The 21096-nt window shown below is 69.8% G+C and carries 17 protein-coding genes and 2 pseudogenes; 5 read left to right on the top strand and 14 right to left on the bottom strand.

The genetic code is table 11. The features are described from left to right. The first annotated feature begins 278 nt into the window (after positions 1-278). Positions 279-1241 carry a transporter gene (locus E8M80_RS13985; RefSeq protein WP_137126320.1) on the top strand — a complete coding sequence of 321 codons (963 nt, stop codon included), beginning with the start codon at positions 279-281 and terminating at the stop codon, positions 1239-1241. A gap of 99 nt (positions 1242-1340) precedes the next feature. On the opposite strand, the gene E8M80_RS13980 is transcribed toward E8M80_RS13985, so the two are convergent. After that, positions 1341-2576: a patatin-like phospholipase family protein gene (locus E8M80_RS13980; protein ID WP_170979410.1), complete on the bottom strand. Its 1236-nt coding sequence runs from the start codon at positions 2574-2576 to the stop codon at positions 1341-1343. A gap of 209 nt (positions 2577-2785) precedes the next feature. Beyond that, positions 2786-3334: a hypothetical protein gene (locus E8M80_RS13975; protein ID WP_137126318.1), complete on the bottom strand. Its 549-nt coding sequence runs from the start codon at positions 3332-3334 to the stop codon at positions 2786-2788. 247 nt (positions 3335-3581) lie between these two features. Between E8M80_RS13975 and E8M80_RS13970 the strand changes: the two genes are divergently transcribed. Continuing rightward, a complete protein-coding gene (locus E8M80_RS13970; protein WP_137126317.1) occupies positions 3582-4724 on the top strand; it encodes a hypothetical protein in 1143 nt (380 codons plus the stop codon). A gap of 247 nt (positions 4725-4971) precedes the next feature. Here E8M80_RS13970 and E8M80_RS13965 read toward each other — a convergent pair whose 3' ends face one another. From E8M80_RS13965 to E8M80_RS13925, 11 genes and pseudogenes are all read right to left on the bottom strand, one after another. Next, positions 4972-5850, bottom strand: a complete 879-nt coding sequence (locus E8M80_RS13965; RefSeq protein WP_137126316.1) for a formate/nitrite transporter family protein — start codon at positions 5848-5850, stop codon at positions 4972-4974. A gap of 6 nt (positions 5851-5856) precedes the next feature. Beyond that, complete coding sequence (locus E8M80_RS27040; protein WP_370287445.1) at positions 5857-6735, bottom strand: TrkA C-terminal domain-containing protein; 879 nt, start codon at positions 6733-6735, stop codon at positions 5857-5859. Next, positions 6721-7449: pseudogene (locus E8M80_RS26635) on the bottom strand (hypothetical protein); the annotation flags it as partial. The pseudogene E8M80_RS26635 and the gene E8M80_RS27040, both read right to left, overlap by 15 nt. 18 nt (positions 7450-7467) lie before the next feature. Next, positions 7468-7992: a radical SAM protein gene (locus tag E8M80_RS13955; RefSeq protein ID WP_255467528.1), complete on the bottom strand. Its 525-nt coding sequence runs from the start codon at positions 7990-7992 to the stop codon at positions 7468-7470. A 152-nt stretch (positions 7993-8144) separates the two neighbouring features. Then, positions 8145-10409 carry a formate C-acetyltransferase gene (gene pflB, locus E8M80_RS13950; RefSeq protein ID WP_137126314.1) on the bottom strand — a complete coding sequence of 755 codons (2265 nt, stop codon included), beginning with the start codon at positions 10407-10409 and terminating at the stop codon, positions 8145-8147. Positions 10410-10476: 67 nt separating this feature from the next. Further along, complete coding sequence (locus E8M80_RS13945) at positions 10477-11658, bottom strand: acetate/propionate family kinase (RefSeq protein WP_137126313.1); 1182 nt, start codon at positions 11656-11658, stop codon at positions 10477-10479. Beyond that, a pseudogene (locus E8M80_RS13940) lies at positions 11655-12326 on the bottom strand (bifunctional enoyl-CoA hydratase/phosphate acetyltransferase). The gene E8M80_RS13945 and the pseudogene E8M80_RS13940 overlap by 4 nt, the downstream one beginning before the upstream one ends. A 15-nt stretch (positions 12327-12341) precedes the next feature. Continuing rightward, positions 12342-13025: a hypothetical protein gene (locus tag E8M80_RS27035; protein ID WP_370287444.1), complete on the bottom strand. Its 684-nt coding sequence runs from the start codon at positions 13023-13025 to the stop codon at positions 12342-12344. Between the two features lie 88 nt (positions 13026-13113). Then, the gene (locus E8M80_RS13935; protein ID WP_240790030.1) at positions 13114-14085 is read right to left on the bottom strand and encodes a DUF2950 domain-containing protein; all 972 of its coding nucleotides are present in this window, start codon (positions 14083-14085) and stop codon (positions 13114-13116) included. 11 nt (positions 14086-14096) lie between these two features. Beyond that, complete coding sequence (locus tag E8M80_RS13930; RefSeq protein ID WP_170979409.1) at positions 14097-15677, bottom strand: DUF3300 domain-containing protein; 1581 nt, start codon at positions 15675-15677, stop codon at positions 14097-14099. A gap of 98 nt (positions 15678-15775) precedes the next feature. After that, positions 15776-16045 (bottom strand): hypothetical protein, encoded by a 270-nt coding sequence (locus tag E8M80_RS13925; protein ID WP_137126311.1) that lies wholly within the window; start codon positions 16043-16045, stop codon positions 15776-15778. Between the two features lie 221 nt (positions 16046-16266). On the opposite strand from E8M80_RS13925, the gene E8M80_RS13920 reads away from it, so the two are divergent. From E8M80_RS13920 to ppk2, 3 genes are all read left to right on the top strand, one after another. Then, positions 16267-17850 carry a hypothetical protein gene (locus E8M80_RS13920; RefSeq protein WP_137126310.1) on the top strand — a complete coding sequence of 528 codons (1584 nt, stop codon included), beginning with the start codon at positions 16267-16269 and terminating at the stop codon, positions 17848-17850. 144 nt (positions 17851-17994) lie between these two features. Beyond that, complete coding sequence (locus E8M80_RS13915; RefSeq protein ID WP_137126309.1) at positions 17995-18450, top strand: hypothetical protein; 456 nt, start codon at positions 17995-17997, stop codon at positions 18448-18450. A 42-nt stretch (positions 18451-18492) separates the two neighbouring features. Then, entirely contained in the window at positions 18493-19410 is a 918-nt protein-coding gene (gene ppk2, locus E8M80_RS13910; RefSeq protein WP_137126308.1) for a polyphosphate kinase 2, read from the top strand. Positions 19411-19570: 160 nt separating this feature from the next. Here ppk2 and E8M80_RS13905 read toward each other — a convergent pair whose 3' ends face one another. Then, complete coding sequence (locus tag E8M80_RS13905; protein WP_137126307.1) at positions 19571-21007, bottom strand: DUF2252 domain-containing protein; 1437 nt, start codon at positions 21005-21007, stop codon at positions 19571-19573. Between the last annotated feature and the right edge of the window lie 89 nt (positions 21008-21096).

Genomic DNA, 21096 nt, shown 5'->3' with positions numbered 1-21096 from the left:
ATGTGCATCAACGAGCCCGCCGCGATGCGCCTCCGGCCTCGAATTCCATCCCTGGCGGTTCCGTGAAATGGACGCGGCATCATGGCCAGGGCGGCGACGGCGGGCAGGCTTGAGGTGCGGACCTGCATCCTCCGCCTGAGTGGGCAGCCACGTGGGAGTGCTCCGTGAAGGAGGCCTGGCGATCTCGATCGAACCGATGCAGCGACGCTGCGGCGGCGCTGACGGAGACATGCCACGCCCCCGTTGCGCCCCGCCACGGCTGCGAACAAGCTTCGGTCGTGAGGGTACGCACAGGCATTGTCGCGGCCATTGCCAGTAGCGCTGGTCTGCCGCGCGCACGCCGGCGGATCGCGCTGGCCGTTGGGCTTGTCACCGGAGCATCCGCCGCATCGGCCCAGGACATCGAGCCGCGCGCCTTCGCGAACACGCCGGTCGGCGTGAATTTCGTGATCGGCGGCTACGCCTTCACGCGCGGCAGCCTGTCCTCCGACCCGGCGGTGCCGCTGACCGATGCCCAACTCCAGACTTCGAGCCTCGTCCTTGCCTACGCCCATTCCTTCGAGATCCTGGGCATGTCGGCGAAGTTGGACGCGGCCGCGCCCTTCAGCTGGCTGTCCGGCACGGGGAACTTCGCCGGGCAGCCGGTGGAGCGCACGGTCAGCGGCCTCGGGGACGCGCGCTTCCGTCTTTCGGTCAATTTCCTCGGTGCGCCGGCGCTGACGCTCGAGGAATTCGCCACATGGCAGCAGGACCTGATCCTGGGCGCGAGCGTTCAGGTGTCCGTCCCGGTGGGGCAGTACGATCCGACGCGCGCCGTGAACCTCGGGACCAACCGGTGGTTCTTGAGGCCGGAGATCGGTGCGTCGCAGCGCTTCGGTCCGCTGACGCTCGAGGCGACGGCCGCCATCACCTTCTTCAGCGACAACAGCGACTTCCTGCGCGGCCAGCGACGGTCGCAGGAGCCGCTCCATTCCTTCCAGGGCCACGCCATCTACAGCTTTGGCCAGGGCATCTGGGTGTCGGTTGACGCGACCTATTTCACGGGCGGGCGCACCTCCATCGACGGCGAGGCGAATGACGACCTGCTGCGCAACTGGCGGCTCGGGGCAACCTTCTCCTTCCCGCTCAGCGCGCACTACTCGGTCCGCCTCTATGGCAGCAGGGGCGTGTCAGCGCGCACGGGGAACAACTTCGACCTGCTCGGAGCCGCGCTGCAGTACCGCTGGGGCGGCGGGCTCTGAGGCGCGCCGCCCCAGCGGCGTCACGCGCCAGTGCGGATCTCCACCGGCTCCGCCCGCCTGAGGCCCAGGTCGGGCGTGAAGGTTCCACAGAGCAGGGACCTACCGTGCCCGCCAATCGGCGGCGGCACCGGCAGAGGAACCTGTGCGCGCCGCGACCAGGGAGGGATGGCCGCCCTCCCAGGCGCGCCCCTCGAGGGTGCGCCGACGCCCGTACTCAAACAGCGCGCGCATCCATTCGCGGTCGAAGGGGCGCGCCCAGGGCAGGGTGAAGTCCTCGCGGATATAGGTCAGGTTGAAGTCGATGCCGTCGCGCTCGGCGTTGCTCTGAAGGCGGAGGATGTCATTCTGGCCGCTCGTCGCGATCATGCTCGCGATGGCTCGGCCGGCGATGGTGAGGACGTCGCGCTCCGTCTCCTGCCATTCGCCGCCGAGGCGCGCATTGCGGATCACCCAGGCGTGGCGTTCCCGCGCGAGGGCCCCGGCGCGGAGATTGCGCCCCCGCGTCAGCGCGGGCGGATAGAGGAAGGTCTGCGCCATCGCGCCGCCGTCCACATGCATCTCCTGCCAGGTCCGGCCCTCGGCCTCCACCTCGACCATCACCGGCGGGAAGGCGGTCGGCACCGACGCCGAGGCCAGCATGATGTCGCGGATCAGTGCGGCAGCACCTTGCCGGCCGCTCGCGGCAATGGCGCCGATGTTCCAGATCACGCCGCGCATCGCGTCGAGGTTGGTGGTACCGATCAGCAGGAGGCGCCCCTGGCGGTAGCCTTCGGCGATCTGCGCCACCGTCGGCTCGTTCACGTGGCGGGCCAGCATCTCCCGCAGCGGGCGCGTGTCGGCCAGCGCGTCGGAGAAGGGGATGCTGAGCCAGTCGCGTGTGCGGAAGATCTGGTCCGGCCCAACCGCGGTATAGACCTCCCGCAGCACCGGATCCTTCGAGGATCCGATGAAGGCGAGCGGCGCGATCAGCGCGCCGGTGCTGATGCCGGTGACCAGCTTGAACTCCGGCCTTGTGCCGAGTTCGGTCCAGCCCACGAGCACGCCGGCGCCGAAGGCACCATGATCGCTGCCGCCCGACAGCGCCAGCAGATGCGCCGGCGGAAGGCGGCGGGGATCGGTGTCCGCCGGCAAGCCGAGATGCTGTGCCTCGCGTCGGCTGGCGGCCGCGAATTCCTCGAAGAGGGCGGCCGCCTGCGTGTCGGGCATGAAGCGGGCGTTCGGGATGCCGAGGACCTGCGCGCGGTCCTGAAGCGCCTGCGGGACTGCCGTGCCGCGCGCGATCGTGCCGCAGGCGGCCAGGAGGAACGGCGCCGCGAATGAGAGGCGGCGCGACATCGATGAGGGGGAAACAGCGGTGCGATCCGGGCGTGGGGACATGGCATCCTCCGCTGGGCAGCCGCGATGCGTCGGCCGCAGAATTGGCCTCAGGCATACCGAACGAGGCGCAGCCGACGTCGATGCGCATCGATCCGGCGCTCGGAGGCCGGCACTGCTCTGCCTCATCGCGCGTCGCCGCATCGCCGCCAGCGACTGCCCATCCGGGGCTACCTCATGGGTTCGATCGAGATCGCCAGTGCTTCCTCGTAGACCATGTCGACCTGCTCGCCGACACGCAGGCCGAGGATGAAGGCCCGCGTCTCGAGATTCTCGGCCGTCACCGTGCGCGTCATGTTGGCAGGACCCACGAAGCTGACCGTCCCGCCGAGGCGATCGACCTCGGTGATGGTGACGCGGCCGGCGCGCACGCGGGTAATCTCGCCGCCGGGTCGCGCCGCCTCCCGCTGAACCGCCACGCCGGCGAAGGGCTGGCTGCCCGGCGCACCCGGCCGGACGGCCTGGGCGGCAAGCGCCTGGTAATAGCGCACCGTCACGCGGTCGCCCGGGTTGATCTGGTTGAGGCGTTGCACGCCCCGTCCGGCGATCACCGTGAGAAGCTTGCCGGTCTGCGCGCCGCCCTGGCCCCGCAACAGGAGCTCGCGGGACTGCGGGTCGACCGTTTCGACGACGCCCACCAGCGTGGTGGTGCGCTCGGCCTCGACCGACTGGCAGGCCGCGAGGAAAGGCAGCAGGAGGAGGAGGGGGCGGCGCTTCATGGCGTGATCTCCGTTGACATGCGGACACGCGCAGGTGGCGCGTTCTCACAGCCTAGCGCCGCACGAGGGCGGAAACCGAAGCCTGGACCCGCGATCGGGGTTATTTACGGTGACAAACAGGGTGACAGGGGGCAGCCCGCCAGGACAGTTCATCGGCGAGCCTGCTACGTGACGGACGCGCAGGGTTTGGACATCGAACAGCCATGACGATACACAGTCGCGCGGAAGGATATCGGGCCGTGCGAAAGTGACCGATGTCCTTGGCGCCAACCCCCATGTCCAGCCGGAACACCGACGGCGCCGCACGGCGCTGCGCTCCCTCGGCATCGCCTCGATGGCAGCCTTCGCCGGAGGTGTGGCAGTCGTCGCCGTCCAGTACACGCTGGGGCTCGTCAGCGCCGGCTACCCGCCGATCGTTCAGGGGCTTGTCTGCACATCCGAGGGCGATCGGTCCTCGGGTGCCCTGACGCTGGGCGCCGAGGGCAGCGGCCTGCTTCCGGTCACCGAGTTCGTCGCCGGCAGCCTGATCACCTGCCGCATCGAGGCGCCAGGCGCGGATTATGCGACCTGGAGCGTGGTCGGGCCTGAATCTGGCGTCCGCTCGGCCCCACTGGATCCGCAACTGGGTTGCCAGTCACCCGAAACCTTCGCGGAACAGGACCCGGCCCGGTTGCGCCTGTCAGCCTGTCAGCGCTTTCAGGTGCGCCAGCCGGGGCTTTACCTTCTGTCGATCACGGTGATGCAGCGTGGGCAGCACGCCGCGGACAGGGCACGAATGCTCGTCCGCGTGCTCCCCGCGGCCGTCGTGGCGCCGGAGGTCGCGATACCGCGGAACGAGCGGCTTTCCGTGGTGTTGCGGCTGCCGGCGACACGAACGGAGGAAGTCCGTGAGGTGGACCTTTCCGCCTCCTTCGCCGAGCACGGCCTCGTTCCGCAAAGCAGGCGCTTTGAGCGCATCGTCTATCGCCTCGCGCCCGACGAGGCTTTCCTCGGCGCGACATTCCGCGCGCGCAGCGCCGCGAATGCCTCCGCCGTCGAGCTCCGCCATGAGCCAGAGAACCGGAGCGTGCTGGCCCGCTTCACATTGCGCAGCGGGCCGCTGATCGACCGCTGGCGCGGCTGGATATCCGGGACGGTCGTACTGCGCGTTGAGCGGCAACGCGCCGCGCGGGACGTGCCGCTGCCGGACACCGAACTGCCTGTCCCGGGCCGCGTGGAGCTGCCATTGCCCGACGACGTCGACACAAGGCAAGCTCGCATCCTGCTGCGCCGCCCCGACATGACGACTTCCATCGAAACCGCGCCTGGCGACACGAGCAGCCTGGACCGGGCACGTGTGAGGGCGCGGTTCGCCGACCGCCAACTCATTCTGGAAGCGGAAGCCGAATAGCGCGCGGTCGCTGCGTAAGCCGCGTGATCGCGACATTGCCCCAAGCATGCGCTCTGTGCCGGGAAGGCCATCATCGCCGCCCCAGGACGTTCGGGCGTCACGGTGATGTCCTGCCGGGCGGACATGGCCGGCTCGCGTCCGTTCCGCCCGATGTCCCGCATCGTGCGAAGGCCCCGCCCGCACCGGCCGGCACCGGGTGCCGCCTCGGGCCTGCGGCTTTCGCCACACCGTGAAGTGGCACGGCGCATCATGCGCTGCCGGCAGGTCGTCCACGGCGATAGAGCAACCAATAGGCACCGGCCACCAGCAGCGCGCCGCCGGTGATGTTGCCGAGCGTGACGGCCGCGAGATTCCGCGCGGCCCCTGCCATGTCCAGCGTGCGGAAGGCCGCGGGGTCGAGCTGTGCGGCCTGCCAGAACCCTTCCGCCGCGCCCGTCTTGATCAGCAGACCGAAGGGAATGAAGTACATGTTCGCCACAGCGTGCTCGAAGCCAGCGGCGACGAAGGCGGCAATCGGCAGCATGATCACCATCATCCGGTGCGCCGGCGGGCGTGAGGACAGCGACAGCCACACCGCCATGCAGACCAGCGTGTTGCACAGCATCCCGAGCAGGAAGGCCTGCGCGAAAGGCAGCGTCGCCTTGGCCTGCGCCGTGCGCAACGCCGTGACGCCGACCTGCCCGCCGCCGAACAGGTGATGCTGTGCGAGAAAGACCAGCAGCGCCGTGCCAACGGCACCCGCCAGGTTTCCGATCCAGACCAGCGCCCAGGCGCGCAGCACGCGCGGCAGGGCAAGCCGCCCGCTCGCCCAGGCCATCACCATCAGCACGTAACGGGTGAAGATCTGCGCGCCGCCGAGCAGCACCATGCTGATCCCGAGCGCGAAGACGAACCCGGCGACGACGCGGGCCATGCCGAAGGGCATCGCCGCCTCGGCGCCCGTCAGCGCGACATTCGCGAAGATCGCACCGAAGGCGATGAAGGCGCCGCCGAGCACGCCGAGCGTGAGCAGTGTGACGCCGTCCTGTCCCGCCTTGGCGACGCCGTCCGCTTCCGCCTTGGCGGCGATCTCGGGCGGCAGGCGGCCCTCGATCCCCGCAAGGGCTCCGGGCCGTGTGTCGGGCACGCTGGCTCAGCCCGCCAGCGCGATCAGGCCGATGATCTGTACCGCGATGACCTTCACGATGGTGGCCGAGGGGAAGATCATCGCGTAGCCGATGTCGGGCCATTCGGTCGGCGCCATGCGCGTGGCATAGACCAGGATCGCCGGGTTGCCCGTCGCGCCCGAGGCGACGCCGAGCAGGTCGTCATAGGGCAACTTCAGGACGTAGACCCCGACGCCGAGGACAATGCTGACGGTAGTTAGCAACACCAGCGCGCCGATGATGAGCAGCAGCGGTCCCTGCGATGCGACGGTGGTGACGAAGGCCTGGCCGGAATTGATGCCGACCGTCGCAAGGAACAGCGTGAGCCCGAAATTGCGCAGCACGATGTTGGCGGGCAGCGGCATGACCCAGGCGATCGGGCCCGTGCGCCGCAGGCGCCCGAGGATGAGTGCGACGATCAGCGGTCCGCCGCCGATGCCGAGGCTGACCGTACCGACGCCTGGGATGGGGATCGGCACCAGCCCCAGCAGCACGCCGAGCACCATGCCGAAGCCGACCGAGACGTAGGAGAATTCGGCCGCCGATTTCACCGTGTCGCCGAAATGCGAGCGTGCCGCAGCAATCTGGTCCGCCGGGACCAGCACGCCGACGCGGTCGCCGATCTCAAGCATCAGGTCCGGTGAGGGCACCAGGTCCACGTCGTAGCGGCGGACATGCAGGATGCGGATCTCAGTGCCGGCCGGCATCGGGATCTCGTCCAGCTTCCGACCGGTGAGCGCGGCCTTCGAGACGAAGAAGCGCTGGTAGGACAGGTCCGCACGGTCCTTGGCAATGCGGCCTGGGTCGAGCCGACCAAGCAGGGTGGCGGCTTCCTGGATCGCCTCGGAACGATCAGCGGCGATCATCAGCGCGTCGCCGACGCGCAGTTCGAGATCGGGGTCCGGCAGGCGGTTGCGGTGGTCCTGCCGCACGGTCGCGACCTGAACACCCTCGGGTAGCAGTGCAATCAGCTTGCCGAGCGCGCCGCCGCCTTCGGGGAGCCGTTCGATGGTGATCTCGCCCATGTGGAACCGGGCGGGCTTGGGCGGGAAGCCCGGCTTCACCTTCCGCGTCAGGAAGTAGAAGCAGAGGATGGGACCGATGACGCCGAAGGGATAGGCGACGGAATAGCCGATCGAGGGTTCGTTGTTCTTCATCACGTCGAGCGCGGCCTGCAAGGTTGCCGTGCTGGTCATCGACCCGGCAAAGAGGCCGAGCGTGTGGCCGAGCCGCACGTCGAAGATTCAGCCGAGGGCCAGCGCCACCAGCAGCCCCGCCACGACGGCGACGAGGGCGAGAAGGTTGTAGATGCGCCCCGGCCCCGTAAGCCCCTCGAAGAACTGGCGCCCGTAGAGGATGCCGATCCCGTAGAGGAACATGATCAGCCCGATCAGCCCGATCGGACCGGCGATGTTGGCCTTCGGCGCGATGGCACCAAGGAACAGCCCGACGAACAGCACGGCCCCGATCCCGAGCGAGAAGCCGAGGATGCTAACCTGCCCGACGAGGTAGCCGAGGCTGATCGCGAGGAACAGCGCGAGGATCGGCTGCGTGCCGATCAGCTCGCTGACGGAGGCCATCATGCGGTCCGATCCCTCTCAGCGCGCGCGGCAGCCGGCGGCGCGGAAGATGCCGAGTGCGGCCTGCACCTGCTCCTCCGTCGGCGTCGGCGTGTCGGCAAGCTTGTAGTCGAGGCCGAGCGCCTTCCACTTGAAGGCGCCCATCTGGTGGAAGGGCAGCACCTCTACCCACTCCACATTCATCATCGGCGCGACGACGTCGGCGACCTTGCGGATGTTGTCGGGCGCGTCGGTCAGGCCCGGCACGAGAACGAAGCGCACCCAGACCGCCTTGTTCATGGCATTCAGCCGCTGGACGAAGCGCAGCGTTGGCGCCAGTTCCGCCCCCGTCACCCGGCGGTAGGTGTCGGGATCGCCGCTCTTGATATCGAGCAGCACCAGATCGACGTTCCTCATGTACTCGTCGTCGGCGCGGTGGCCGAGGAAGCCGGAGGTGTCGAGCGCGGTGTGCAGCCCCATCGACTTCGCCGCCGCGAAGAGCCCCTTCGTGAAGCCGAGCTGCACCAGCGGCTCGCCGCCCGAGATGGTCAGCCGACGGTCGATCCCGTCTCGTAGGAATGCACCCAGCCATGGGTCTCCTGTGGCCCCTCGAAGCCCTCGGTCTCGGGGGCATCGGGGGCCTGCCGGCGCGAAGGTCGAAGCGGCTGCCGACCTTCACCATGCCGTCGCCTTCGACTTCGAGCATGGCCATCTCCTCAGTAGGAGGCGTGGAAGGTGCGGCGGATGACGTCGAGTTGCTGCTCGCGCGTCAGGCGCACGAAGTTCACCGCATAGCCGGAGACGCGGATGGTGAGCTGCGGGTATTTCTCCGGATGCTCCATCGCGTCCTCCAGCGTCTCCTTCGACAGGACGTTGAGGTTCATGTGGAAGCCGCCCTGCCCGAAATACATGTCGAAGGCGCGTACGGCGTTGTCGATGGTCGCTTCCTGGTTCCGATGCGCGAGGGTGGGCGCGACCGAGACCGTGTAGCTGATGCCGTCCTGCGCATCGGCATAGGGCAGCCGGGCGACCGAGATGCAGGATGCGAGCCAGCCATGGTCATCCCGCCCGTGCATCGGATTCGCACCCGGCGCGAAGGGTTCGCCCTTGCGACGCCCGTCCGGCGTGTTGCCGGTGGCCTTCCCGTAGACGACGTTCGACGTGATGGTCAGCACCGACTGCGTGTGCACCGCGTTGCGGTAGGTCGGGTGCTTGCGGATCTTCGCCATGAAGCGGGAGACGATGTCCACCGCGAGGTCGTCCACCCGGCTGTCGGCATTGCCGAATTTCGGCAAGTCGCCCTCGATGCGGTAGTCCACCGCGAGACCCTTGTCGTCGCGGATCACATGCACCTTGGCGTGCTTGATGGCCGAGAGGCTGTCGGCCACCACCGACAGCCCGGCGATGCCGAAGGCCATCGTGCGCAGGATGTCGCGGTCGTGCAGCGCCATCTCGAGCCGTTCGTAGAAGTACTTGTCGTGCATGTAGTGGATGCAGTTCATGGCGTGCACGTAGGTGCGGGCCAGCCACTCCATGGTGGCGTCGAACTTCGCGTCGACCTCCGCGAAGTCGAGCACCTCCGCGGTGATCGGCGCAGAGGCCGGCGCGATCTGCTCGCCGCTCACCTCGTCCCGTCCGCCATTGATGGCGTAGAGCATGCACTTCGCGAGGTTCACCCGCGCGCCGAAGAACTGCATCTGCTTGCCGAGCCGCATGGCCGAGACGCAGCAGGCGATGCCGTAGTCGTCGCCCCAGTAGGGCCGCATCAGGTCGTCATTCTCGTACTGCAGCGAGGAGGTGTCGCGGCTGATCTTGATGCAGTAGCGCTTGAACGCCGTGGGCAGGTTCTTCGACCAGAGCACCGTGATGTTGGGCTCCGGCGCCGGGCCGAGGTTGGTCAGCGTGTGCAGGATCCGGTAGCTGCTGCGCGTCACGAGCGGCCGTCCGTCCATGTCCATGCCGCCGACGCATTCGGTCGCCCAGTACGGGTCGCCGCTGAACAGCGCGTCGTAGTCCGGCGTGCGCAGGAAGCGCACGATGCGCAGCTTCTGCACGAGCTGGTCCATCAGCTCCTGCGCGCCCGCTTCGTCCAGCGTGCCTTCCTTCAGGTCGCGCTCGATGTAGATGTCGAGGAAGGTCGAGATGCGGCCGATCGACATGGCCGCGCCGCTCGCCTCCTTGATGGCGCCGAGATAGGCGAGGTAGGTCCACTGCACCACCTCACGCGCCGTCTCGGCCGGGCGGGCGATGTCGCAGCCGTAGCGCCTGCCCATCTCCGCCAGGTCGGCGAGCGCGCGCATCTGCTCCGCCAGTTCCTCGCGCGTGCGGATCACCTCGTCGTTCGGCCACATCTCGTCGACCTGGGCACGCTCCTCGCGCTTGGCGGCGAGCAGGCGGTCGATACCGTAGAGCGCCACGCGTCGGTAGTCGCCGATGATGCGACCGCGGCCATAGGCGTCTGGCAGGCCGGTGATGATGCCGGATTTCCGGCAGCGCATGATCTCGGGCGTGTAGGCGTCGAAGACGCCGTCATTGTGCGTCTTGCGGTACTGCGTGAAGGCCTCGTGCACGGCGGGGTCGGCCGGGAAGCCGGCGGCCTTCAGCCCAGATTCGACCATGCGCAGCCCGCCGGCGGGGAAGATCGCACGCTTGAAGGGCTTGTCGGTCTGCAGGCCGACGATGACCTCGTTCGCCTGGTCGATGTAACCGGGGGCGTGCGCGAGGACGGTCGAGGGCGTGGTGGCATCGACGTCGAGCACGCCCTTCGTCCGCTCTTCGGCGAAATAGGGCTGCAGGGCCGCCCAGACTGCCTTGGTGCGCTCGGACGGGCCGACGAGGAAGCCCTCGTCGCCCGTGTAGGGAGTGAGGTTACGGACGATGAAATCCCGCACGTCGATCGCATTCGCCCAGCGGCCCTGCTCAAAGCCGCGCCAGCAGCGGGCCTCCTTCAGGGCGGCGATGTCGATGTTCACGCCTTCCATGAGCGCTTCTCCCTTTCCGTTCTTTCCGCGCGGCCTCGTCCAGTCTCCGGTAGAGCCGCGTCGTGCGTCATTCTGTTGCGCCTGTCAGGAGCGCGCGCGTGTGGCGCGCGATCATCAGGTTCTCGTCTGTCGGGATGACATATGCCGCGACGCGGCTGCCGGCGCGCGAGATGACCGGCGCCTTCGCCGCATTCGCCGCCGCGTCGAGCTCGACGCCGAGCCAGCCGCAGGCGTCGCATACGGCCGCACGGATCGGCGTCGCGTTCTCCCCCACTCCCGCCGTGAACACGAGTCCGTCCAGTCCGCCCAGCGCGGCGGCCAGCGAGCCGATGCCACGCGCCACGCGATAGACGAACACCTTGATCGCGAAGCGCGCGCGCGGATCCTCGCTGGCCAGCAGGTCGCGGAAGTCCGACGAGATCCCGGACAGTCCCAGCATGCCCGAGCGCCGGTACAGCAGCGTCTCGACACCCGCGATGTCGAGCCCGTCCTCGCGCATCAGGTGCAGCACGACGGCCGGGTCGATCTCGCCGCAGCGCGTGCCCATGGGCAGGCCGTCGAGCGCGGAGAAGCCCATCGTCGTCGCCACGCTCTGCCCTCCCTGCAGCGCACAGAGCGAGGCACCATTGCCGAGATGCGCCACCACCACCCGCCCCGTCGCGAGGTCCGGCGCCACCTCGGGCAGCACCGATGCGATGTATTCGTAGGAAAGCCCGTGGAAGCCGTAGCGCCGGATGCCGCGCGCGGCCATCGCGTGCGGCAGGGCGAAGACCTGCGCGACCTCGGGGATGGTGCGGTGGAAGGCGGTGTCGAAGCACGCGACCTGCGGCACGCCCGGCACGCGGTCCAGCGCCGCGCGGATCGGCGACAGGTTATGCGGCTGGTGCAGCGGTGCGAGCGGCGACAGCGCCGCGAGTTCCTCGATCAGCGCCGGTGTCACGCGCCGCGGCCGGTCGTGGTGCTGCCCGCCATGCACGACGCGATGGCCGAGCGCCAGAAGCGGCCGGCCGCCCAGGTGCTCGCGCAGCCAGGGCAGCAGGGCGATCAGGGCCTCGGCCGGCGTGCCGGGCGGGTCGGCGGACAGGTCGGGTACGGCAAGCTTCGTGCCGGCGCCGTCGCGCGCCGTGACGCCTGGCCGCACGCCGATGCCGTCCACCTGCCCCGAGAGCAGCACGGCATCACCCTCGTACAACGAGAACTTGAGCGAGGAGGAACCGGCATTGAGTACGACGACGACGCCCTCGTTCATGCCCCGCTATCCTGCCTGGACGCGACCAGCACTTGCGCCAGCGCGACCGAGGCGAGGCGCGAGTCCACGCTGTCCGCCCGGCTGGTGAGGATGATCGGGACCCGCGCGCCGAGCACGATGCCGGCGGAATCCGCCCCCGCCAGGTAGCTGAGCTGCTTGGCGACCATTTTGCCGGCCTCGAGATCCGGCGCGAGCAGGATGTCGGCGTCGCCCGCAACGGCCGAGGCGATTTTCTTGATAGCGGCCGCCGCCTTGCTGATCGCGTTGTCGAAGGCGAGCGGTCCGTCGAGGATCGCGCCGGTGATCTACCCGCGGTCGGCCATCTTGCACAGCGCCGCGGCATCGAGCGTGCTCGGGATCGCCGGATTCACGGTCTCGACCGCCGAGAGGATCGCGACCTTGGGCATGGCGATGCCAAGCGCATGGAGAAGATCCACCGCGTTCTGCACGATATCGGGCTTGGTCTTCAGGTCGGGGAAGATGTTGATGGCCGCGTCGGTGACGAACAGCGCCTTGGGGTAGCTCGGCACGTCCATGGCGAAGACGTGGCTGAGCCGCCGCCCGGTCCTGAGCCCGCCGTCGCGCGCCACGGCGGCAGCCATCAGCTTGTCCGTGTGCAGGCTGCCCTTCATCAGGCTGGCGGCACGGCCTTCGCGGCACAGCCGCACGGCGGCGGCGGCGGCCTAGTGCGGCGTCACCGCCTCGACGATGTCGCACTCCGCCAGCGACGCATCGGCCTGCGCGGCCGTCTCCTCGATCAGCGCACGCGGACCGACCAGGATGGGGCGCAGCGCGCCGCGCCGCGCTGCCTCGACAGGGCCGAGCAGGCTGTCCCGGTCGCAGGGCCAGGCCACGGCGGCGGCCAGCGCCGGCAAGGTGGCGCTGCGCGTCATCAGCGCGGCCAGGTGCTGGTGCGTGTGCAGCTGGATGTCAGGGCGGGCGCCCGCCATGCCCTTCACCGCGGCGACAGGCAGGGCGAAGGTGGCCGAGGCTTCGGCCAGCCTGCCGCGCGGTGCGCTGACCACGATCGCGACCACCGCGGTCTCCGGGTCCGGGCGTGCCACGATCGTGCCCGTGATCTCCACCTTCTCCTCAGGCAGCGGCGTCAGGCCAGGGGTCAGGTCAAGGCTGCGCAAGGTGGCGCCGGGGCCGGGCAACGCACGCGCCGTGAAATCGAGCACCAACCCGTTCAGCAGAAGTGCCTGCGCCTGGCTCGGCAGGCTGTCGAAGGCCGCATCGGGGGCACCGAATAGCGCCGCCGCGAGGTCGAAGCCCTGCGCGCGCAGGGCATGCGTCATGCCGCGCGTCAGGCCGACCGGCGCGGAGGCCTGCGAGAGGCCGGTCAGCATGGTGTCCGACGTGCTCATCATCCGCTCCGGGAGGTCATGCAGCGCGTCATCGATGGGGCGCGAAAGGATCGGGGCCGCGGGCGACGGAATGCGCGCGGCGGCGGGGTCATTCCGCCACCCGGGTCCAGCCCTCACCGGGGTCAAAGGCCATGATCGCCGCCGCCTCCCTGGCCGTGTCGGGGCCAAGATCCTGCTCGTAGACCGTGCCGTGGTGGCTGATCATGAAGGTCTTGATGCCGGAGATGCCGTAGCGCGCCGGCACGGCGATGACGGCGAAGCCGCCGATCATCCGCCCGTTCACCACGTAGTCGATCGCGCCCCCCGGCGCATTCGGCCCCTGGGACTCCAGGATGCGGAAGGTGTAGCCCTGGTAGGGCTGCGGCGCGTCGCCCTGGCGCCGCGAATAGCCGCCCGAGCTCGCGGCCGCGGCAAAGGGGCCGAGCGGGCTCGGCCCCTCGCCCTCCCGGGTCGGCCAGTAGAGTCCGTCCCGCTGGCCCGGCGAGGAGAAGAAGCGCCGCGCATAGGACTGGAAGACGCCCTGCCGCCCGGCGGTTCGGGCGAAGTCCATCTGCGCGTCGGCCACGGCGCGCAGCGTCTCGATGGTGTCGAGCTCGTTGCGCCCGATCCGGCGGTCGGCCAACTCCTGCCCGCCGGCGACGGCATCGAACCGCCAGGTGCTGCCGCGCTGCACCATCGGGAACGCAAACGGCCAGGCGTCGTCACCGATCTGCAGGATGGCGCGGCCGGGGGAAGGCCGGACGATCTCGTTCTTCCGGTCATAGGCTTCGAGGAAGCGGTCGCGCGCGGTGCGGTCCGCGACCGGGTCGCCGGAGCGGAGGTAGCGGTATCCGGCGCTCCCGAGGATGCTTACGCCCTGTGTCTCGCTGCGCGCGCGCAGCGCGGCGACGAAGGCGGCGAAGCCTTCCTCGGGCGTGCGGAAGGCCCGGGGCGGGATGGGCCGCGGGGCCTGCTCCTGCTGCCGAGGCTCGACGGGGGCTGCTGGCGCCGGTCCCTGGGCCAGCGCGCCGGTGGCGAGGAGCGCGACGGCGAGGCCGCCGAGCAGGGTGGTCCGGATCATGACCTGTCTCCTCACCGACGCCCACCGCCGCCACGGCCGCCGCCGCCGCCACCACCCGCGCGGGCACCACCGCCACCGCCGCCTGCAGCGCGGGCGCCGCCGCCACCGCCGGCCGGCCGTGCGGCCGCGCGCTGCTGGGACTGCGCGCGTGCCGCCGGCTGGCCCTGCCGGCTGGCCGCGCCGCGGTCCGCCGCAGCGCGTTCGCGCCCGCCATCGCCCACGCCCTGGAAGCCCTGCGGGGATTGCCGCGCCGGCTGCTGGGCCGGGCGTGCCTGGGGTCGGCCGGCCGCGTTGTGCTGGACGGCGGGGCGCTGCGCCGCGCCGCCGCGATTCGCCGCCTGGCCGCCGCCGGGGCGCTGCGCGCCGGGTCCGCCGCGATCGCCCACGCCGCCACGATCGCCGACGCCGCCACGATCGCCTGGGTCGCCGCGGCCGCCAGGCCCCCCGGCACCGCCTGCCCCGCCCGGTCCACCCGGGCCACGATCGCCGCCGCCGCCGCGATCTCCGACGCCGCCGCGGTCACCGGGGCCGCCGCGGTCGCCGATGCCCTCGCCGCGCTGCGCCTGGTCCACCCGGCCGCGGAACTGCTCGCGCGACTGGGCGCGATCGCCGCCCCCACCCGGACGGTCGGCGCCGACGCGGTTGCGCACCTCGTCATTGCGGTACGCGACGCCCTGTCGGTGCGTCGTGTCGTGGCGCCAGGTGTTGCCGGAGAAGTTGCCGCCACGGTTGGAGTTGATGGTGTTGTACCGGTTGGCGTTGACGTTGATGTCGCCCCCGCCCCAGTTCGCGTTCCCCCAGCCCCAGAGCGAGCCGACGATCGCAGCCCCGCCGGCGAAGGCCATGCCGGTCAGCAGCGCGCTGCCCACGCCCCATCCCACGGGCGGCGGGTAATAAGCCGGCGGGCTCTGCGGATAGGGCCAGGAGCCATAGACTACGTTCGGGTCATAAGCCGGCACGTAGACCGTGTTGGGCTGCGTCGGCGCGATGGTGATGACCTGCGGTGGCGGCGCCACTGCGGCCCCGGAAGCGGCGGGGGCCGCATTGACGTTCTGCGTGACTGTCACCGTCTGCTGCGGGCCGGTCTGCAGCGCGCCGTTCGCCTGGGCGCGGCCGCGCAGCACCTGGATCGCGTTCATCACGTCCTGCTGCTGCGCCAGCACCGCGTCGCCGACCTGCTGCGTCCATTCCAGCTGGTCGTTCATCAGCGTCAGCACGTCGGGAAAGGGCACCAGGGACTTCACCGACGGATCCCAGGATTGCGGGACCAGTGCCTGCGCCAGCGCATCGCCCCGCAGGGCGGCGTTCTCGGGCCGCCCGAGCCAGCGCTTCGCCTGCACCACCTCGAGCGGATAGGTCGAGGCCATCAGCATCTGCATCAGCAGGTCGTCGGGATACAGCGCGATCGGCGCCAGCAACTGTTCGAGCTGCGCCTGGGTCAGGCGCTCGCTGCCCGGCGTCGCCGCCACCGGCGCTGGCGTGGCGGCGGGCTGCGGCGGCGCCTGGGCGAGCGCCGGCGACAGCACCGTCCCCAGCGCGGTGGCGGCGCCGAGGCCCGTGTAGAGGACCATCGTCAGCAGGCGGCCGCGCAACGACAGCGACGATGCGGCGGCGCCCGAACCCCGGGGCAGCGGGCAGGCAGGCTGCGGCCCGCGATCACGCCCGGATCGCCAACCGGCTCCGAGGGCGCTCATGCGCGGCATCGCGCAGCGTGGATCATGTCGCGCATCTCGGCCTCCAGCTCGCGCACCAGGCGCTGGTAGTCCGCGACCTCAGGTCGCGGCGTATCGTTGGACAGGCGCCCGAAGGCAGCGAGGCCCTCCCGCGCCAGCCGATAATCCTCGCAGGCGCTGCGAAAGGCACGATCCGCGAGAAAGAGCCGCCGAACGAACGCAGCGTGCTCGGGAAACGCGTCGAGGGCACTCTCCAGGTCCGGGCAGGGAGCGGTCGCAGACCCCATCTCCGTCGTTCCTCCGCGGCAATTCCTAAATTCGCGCCGCTCGCGCGGGCGCGAAAGTACGTCACCGTGACAGAGGCCGGACTGCAGGCCCGACGCGGTCACGCAGCGCATGACACCGCCGAATCCCCCCGGTGGCCAGACGGAAATCGGCGACGCGCTTCTTGTTTGACAACATTGTGGGGTCAAGGGGCACAATGCTTAATCATTTAGGAAACAATCGGATGAGCGTCCTGGCGCCGGACGCGGTTCGGGCGGAACTGGAGCGGATCCTGGCCTCCGCTGCGTTCGATGCGTCCCCGCGCAACCGACAGTTCCTGCGCTACGTGGTCGAGGAGGCGCTGGCCGGGCGGGCCGAGCGCATCAAGGCCTATGCCATCGCGACCTCGGTGTTCGGTCGCCAGGCCGATTTCGACCCCCATACGGATTCCATCGTCCGCATCGAGGCCGGGCGGCTGCGGCGCGCGCTCGAACGCTTCTACCTGATGGCGGGACCGGGAGAGGGCCCCCGGATCACCATCCCGCGCGGGTCCTACGTGCCCGTTTTCGACGCCGCCTCCTGTCAGGCCGTGGGCGCCCCGGCCGGCCGGGTCGGCAGGAGCGGCCCCGCCATTCTCGTCCGTCCCTTCGACGAGGAAGGCGACCAGTCCGCCTACCCCCATTTCACGCGCGGCTTCGCGCGCCAGATCCTGGTGGGCCTGACGCGCTATACGGAGCTCTTCGTCTTCGGCGCGGAGACGGCCCTGTCCAACGACGCCGGCGGCGCGGGGCTCGACCCCGACTTCCTGCTGACCGGCGGCACCAGTCTCTCGGCGGATCATTTCCGGGCGGATCTGCTGCTGACCGAAGTCCGGACGGGGCGCTGCGTCTGGGGTGAATCCTTCACGCGTCGGCTCGACCCCGCCGAGATCCTGCTCGCACGCGACGACGTGGCCTCGGCGGTGGTGCGCCATCTCGCACAGCCCTACGGCGCACTCTTCGCCCACAAGGCGCAGGAGGTGGAGGGGCGGCCGGGCAGCGACCTGACCGCCCATGACTGCGTCATCCGCTTCTACCAGTACTGGCGGACCTTCGACCGGGCCATGTTCGACCTGCTGCGACACGACCTCGAGCGCGCGACGCAGCGCGAACCCGGCTTCGCGGATGCCTTCGCCTGCCTGTCGCTTCTCTATGTCGACGGCTACCGCTACGGCTACGCGACGCCGGATAACGGTGACGGGTCCCTCACACGCGCGCTCGTCCTCGCCCGCCGGGCGATCGACCTCGCGCCGTTGTCGAGCCGCAGCCACCACGCGCTCGGCTTGGCGTATTGGTTTCAGCGCGACGTCGCGAACGCACTGGCGGCGCTCGAGACCGGGCTCGGCCTCAATCCGAACGACACGGACATCATGGCCGAACTCGGCATCCGCTGCGCGATCCTCGCGGACTGGGACCGGGCCCTGCCGCTGATCGAAGGCTCCTATGCGCGCAATCCGGCGCAGCCCTCGGGCTATCGGATCGGGCTGGCGCTCTGGCATCTCTGGCATGGCCGCTTCGACGCGGCGCTGCAGGAGGCCCGCAAGGTCGATGTGCCAGGCGTCGCCTACGGCCATGTCGCGGTGGCCGTCGCGGCTGCAGAACTCGGCTTCCGGGAGGAAGCGGCGCGCGCCATCGAGGCGCTGCGCTGCATCCAGCCCGACTACCTTTCGCGCGCCGAGGCGGACCTGTTGGGGCGCAACCTCCATCCGCGTCTGGTGCAGATGATGATTGATGGCCTTGCGAAGGCAGCCGCGGCCGACGCAGCACCGGCCTTGACCGGCACCGGATGACGGGGGCGGCCGCGCACGTCACCGTAATTTACCGCGACCATCGGCACTCCCCGGCGCACGCTGACTGCCGCCGCCGCTAGGATGTTTGCAGGATGATCTTCGCCGGTCACCAACCGGCACGGCGATACGGAAGGAAGTGCCGACATGGCTCTCGATGCATCGAACCTGAGTGTCCAGGCGATCTGGGACACGATTGCGCAGAAGCGGAAGCGCGTGTCGGACGAGCGCCTGGCGGCGGAGGCCGCGGCCAAGGCCGAGCGGGAAGCGCTGCGCGAGGCCTTCAACGAGCGGCAGGTGCAGCCCGAGGCGCTGGAGCGCTTGGCGGCGGTTGTGCGCCGGGCCGTCGAGAATGGCGAGAAGCGCGTCCAGGTCCTGCAGTTCCCCTCGGAATGGCTGCCGGATTCCGGGCGCAGCATCACCACCCACGACCCCCGCTGGTACGAGCGGCTCGAGGGATTTCCGAAGCGCGCCTACGACTACTATGTGAAGGAGCTGCAACCCCGTGGCTTCCAGTTGCAGGTCGAGATCGTCGACTGGCCCGGTGGCATGCCGGGCGACTGCGGCTGGTTCCTTGGCTGGAAGCACCCCGAGGAAGACTGAGCGCATCCGCCGGCCGTGCCACGGAACCAGGAGGACGCCGCGATGTCGAAGAAGGACAAGAAGGACAAGAAGGGCAGGCGCGCCCAGGACGCCGCGCCGATGGACCCCCCGGCCCCCGCGAAGCAGGCGGCCGGGGGGAAGGACGGCTCGCCCTTCAAGCCCGATGGCAAGCTCAGCCGCAAGGCCTACGAGAAGGCGCTGTTCGACCTGCATGTCGAACTGGTGAAGCTGCAGATGTGGGCGCAGGAGACGGGCGCGCGCGTTTGCATCGTCTTCGAGGGGCGCGACGGCGCCGGCAAGGGCGGCACCATCAAGGCCATCACCGAGCGCGTCAGCCCGCGCGTGTTCCGCGTCGTCGCCCTGCCCGCGCCGACCGAGCGCGAGAAGTCGCAGATGTATATCCAGCGCTACATGCAGCACTTCCCCGCCGCCGGTGAGATCGTGATCTTCGACCGGTCCTGGTACAATCGCGCCGGCGTCGAGCGGGTGATGGGCTTCGCCGGCGACGAGAAGGTCCGCTACTTCCTGAACATGGCGCCGGGCTTCGAGCGGGCCATGGTCGATGGCGGCATCATCCTGCTGAAGTACTGGCTGGAAGTGGGCATCGAGGAGCAGACGCGCCGGCTTGCCGCGCGGATCGACGACGGGCGGAAGCTGTGGAAGCTCTCGCCCATGGACCTGAAGTCCTACAGCAGCTGGTACGACTATTCCCGCGCGCGCGACGACATGTTCAAGGCGACGGATTCCTCCTGGGCGCCCTGGTACGTGGTGCATTCGGACGACAAGAAGCGCGCCCGGCTGAACGTCATCCGCCACCTGCTGCGCCAAATACCCTACGAGGCGCCGAAGCGCGCGAAGGTGGATCTGCCGAAGCGCCAGAAGCCGGGAGACTACGTCGAGCCGGATTACCCCTGGAAGGTGATCGCGGACACGGTTGGCACGCCGTCACGCACCGGCTGACCGATACCGGATGCGGTAGGTCCGCATGCCAGGCCACGGCGCGCGGCCCGCCCCGCGCCTCGTGGTTCGCCTGCGGCATGCGCCGGCCAGCATCGGCACCGGGTGCTGCCGGACGCCGGCGCCTGCGCCGCGGATCGACGACGATCCGCGGGGTCGGGCATCATGCCTCGGTGTGCACCTGCACCGCGCCCTTGCGCACCGCCGCCTTCAGCGCCGCGTGGTCGCGCTGGGCCTGGTCGGCATAGGCCAGGGCGAACTGCCCCATGGCGTCGTCGAACTGCGTACCGGAACCCAGATAGCCAGCGATGCCGGTCACGTCCGCGCTTTTCGCGTGGGCGCGCGCCAGGGTCCAGCCACAGAGCTTGCCATAGAGCAGCATCAGCTCCTCGTCGAAGGTCTCGACGAGTGGCTTGATCTTCGCGTCACGAAGCTGGCGCACATAGAACTGCCGGCCGTTCGGCGCCGTCACCCAGCCGAGGAACACATCCGAGGCCGGCTGCGCCAGCCGCTGGCCGAACACCACGCGTTCGCCATGATGCGCGTGGTGGCTCGGTCCGGCATGGGGTTCGAGCACCGACGCCACCGCCTCCTTGAACTGCAGGAAGAGCGGATCGTTCGAGGCCGACATCATCAGCACGATCCAGCAGCGCCGGCCGACGCTGCCGACACCCACCACCTTGATCGCCGCATCCACGACCCGGTAGCGGTCGAGAAGGGCACGACGGTCCTCGCTCAACGTCTCCCGGTAGGCTGCGAAGATCCCGTCCAGGGTCTCGCCGAAATCCTTCGCGCGGGACGCCTCCGGGTGGAAGATCAGCGGCGGCGTGTCGCGGATCGCGGCGCGCCCGCCGACCACGCCGGCGAGCTTCGGGAAATCGAGTTCCGAGCCGCTGCCGGCGGCCGCCTTCTCGAGGCGCGACTTGATGCGCGCCTGGACCTCCGGCGGGACCATGTCCATGACATCTTCCGCCGTCAGGCGCGCGTACCAGACCTCGAGCGGATCCATCTCCGCGTAGTCGCGCAGGCGCTTGCGGTAGCTGCGCGCGCAGGCCTCGGCCGCCTCCTGCCCCACCTTGTCCGACAACCCGTTCGAGCGCGCCGCCAGCACGAAGGAGGTGACGAGCCGCTTCACATCCCACTCCCAGGGCGCCGGCAAGGTCTCGTCGAAATCGTTGATATCGAAAAGGATGTTGCGCTCCGGCGTGGCGAAGCCGCCGAAATTCATCAGGTGACAGTCGCCGCAGGCCTGCACGCGATGGTCGGTCGTCGGTGTCCTGGCGAGGTCCGCGGCCATGATCGCGGCCGAGCCGCGGAAGAAGGCGAAGGGTGACTGCAGCATGCGGCCGTAGCGGATCGGCACCAGCTCCGGCAGGCGATCCGCGTCCGATTCCTGCAGAAGCGCGATCGGGTCCTGGCGGTCGGCTGGTCGTCTCCAGACCGCGTGGGACGCACGCGGGATGGTGGTGCGGAGTGCCTTGCCGGCTTCCATGCGCTCGGCAATCGAGGCGCCATGCGACCCGGTCGCCGCCGGTGCCGATTCCGGCCGTCCTGCCGGCTGCGCAGCCTGCGCCGGGCGGTGCTTGTTGCCCTTCTTCATCGGAATGTTCCTCACCCTCACACGCGGCGTAATCGCGAATGATCGCAGACTTTCAATGGAAATAGACACTGGCATGATCGGCCCATGCG

Origin of the sequence: Roseomonas sp. HF4, assembly GCF_005222755.1 — a bacterium.
Lineage (GTDB): Bacteria > Pseudomonadota > Alphaproteobacteria > Acetobacterales > Acetobacteraceae > Neoroseomonas.
The sequence above is the reverse complement of the archived record's forward strand: the minus strand, read 5'-3'. Positions and strand labels throughout refer to the sequence as shown.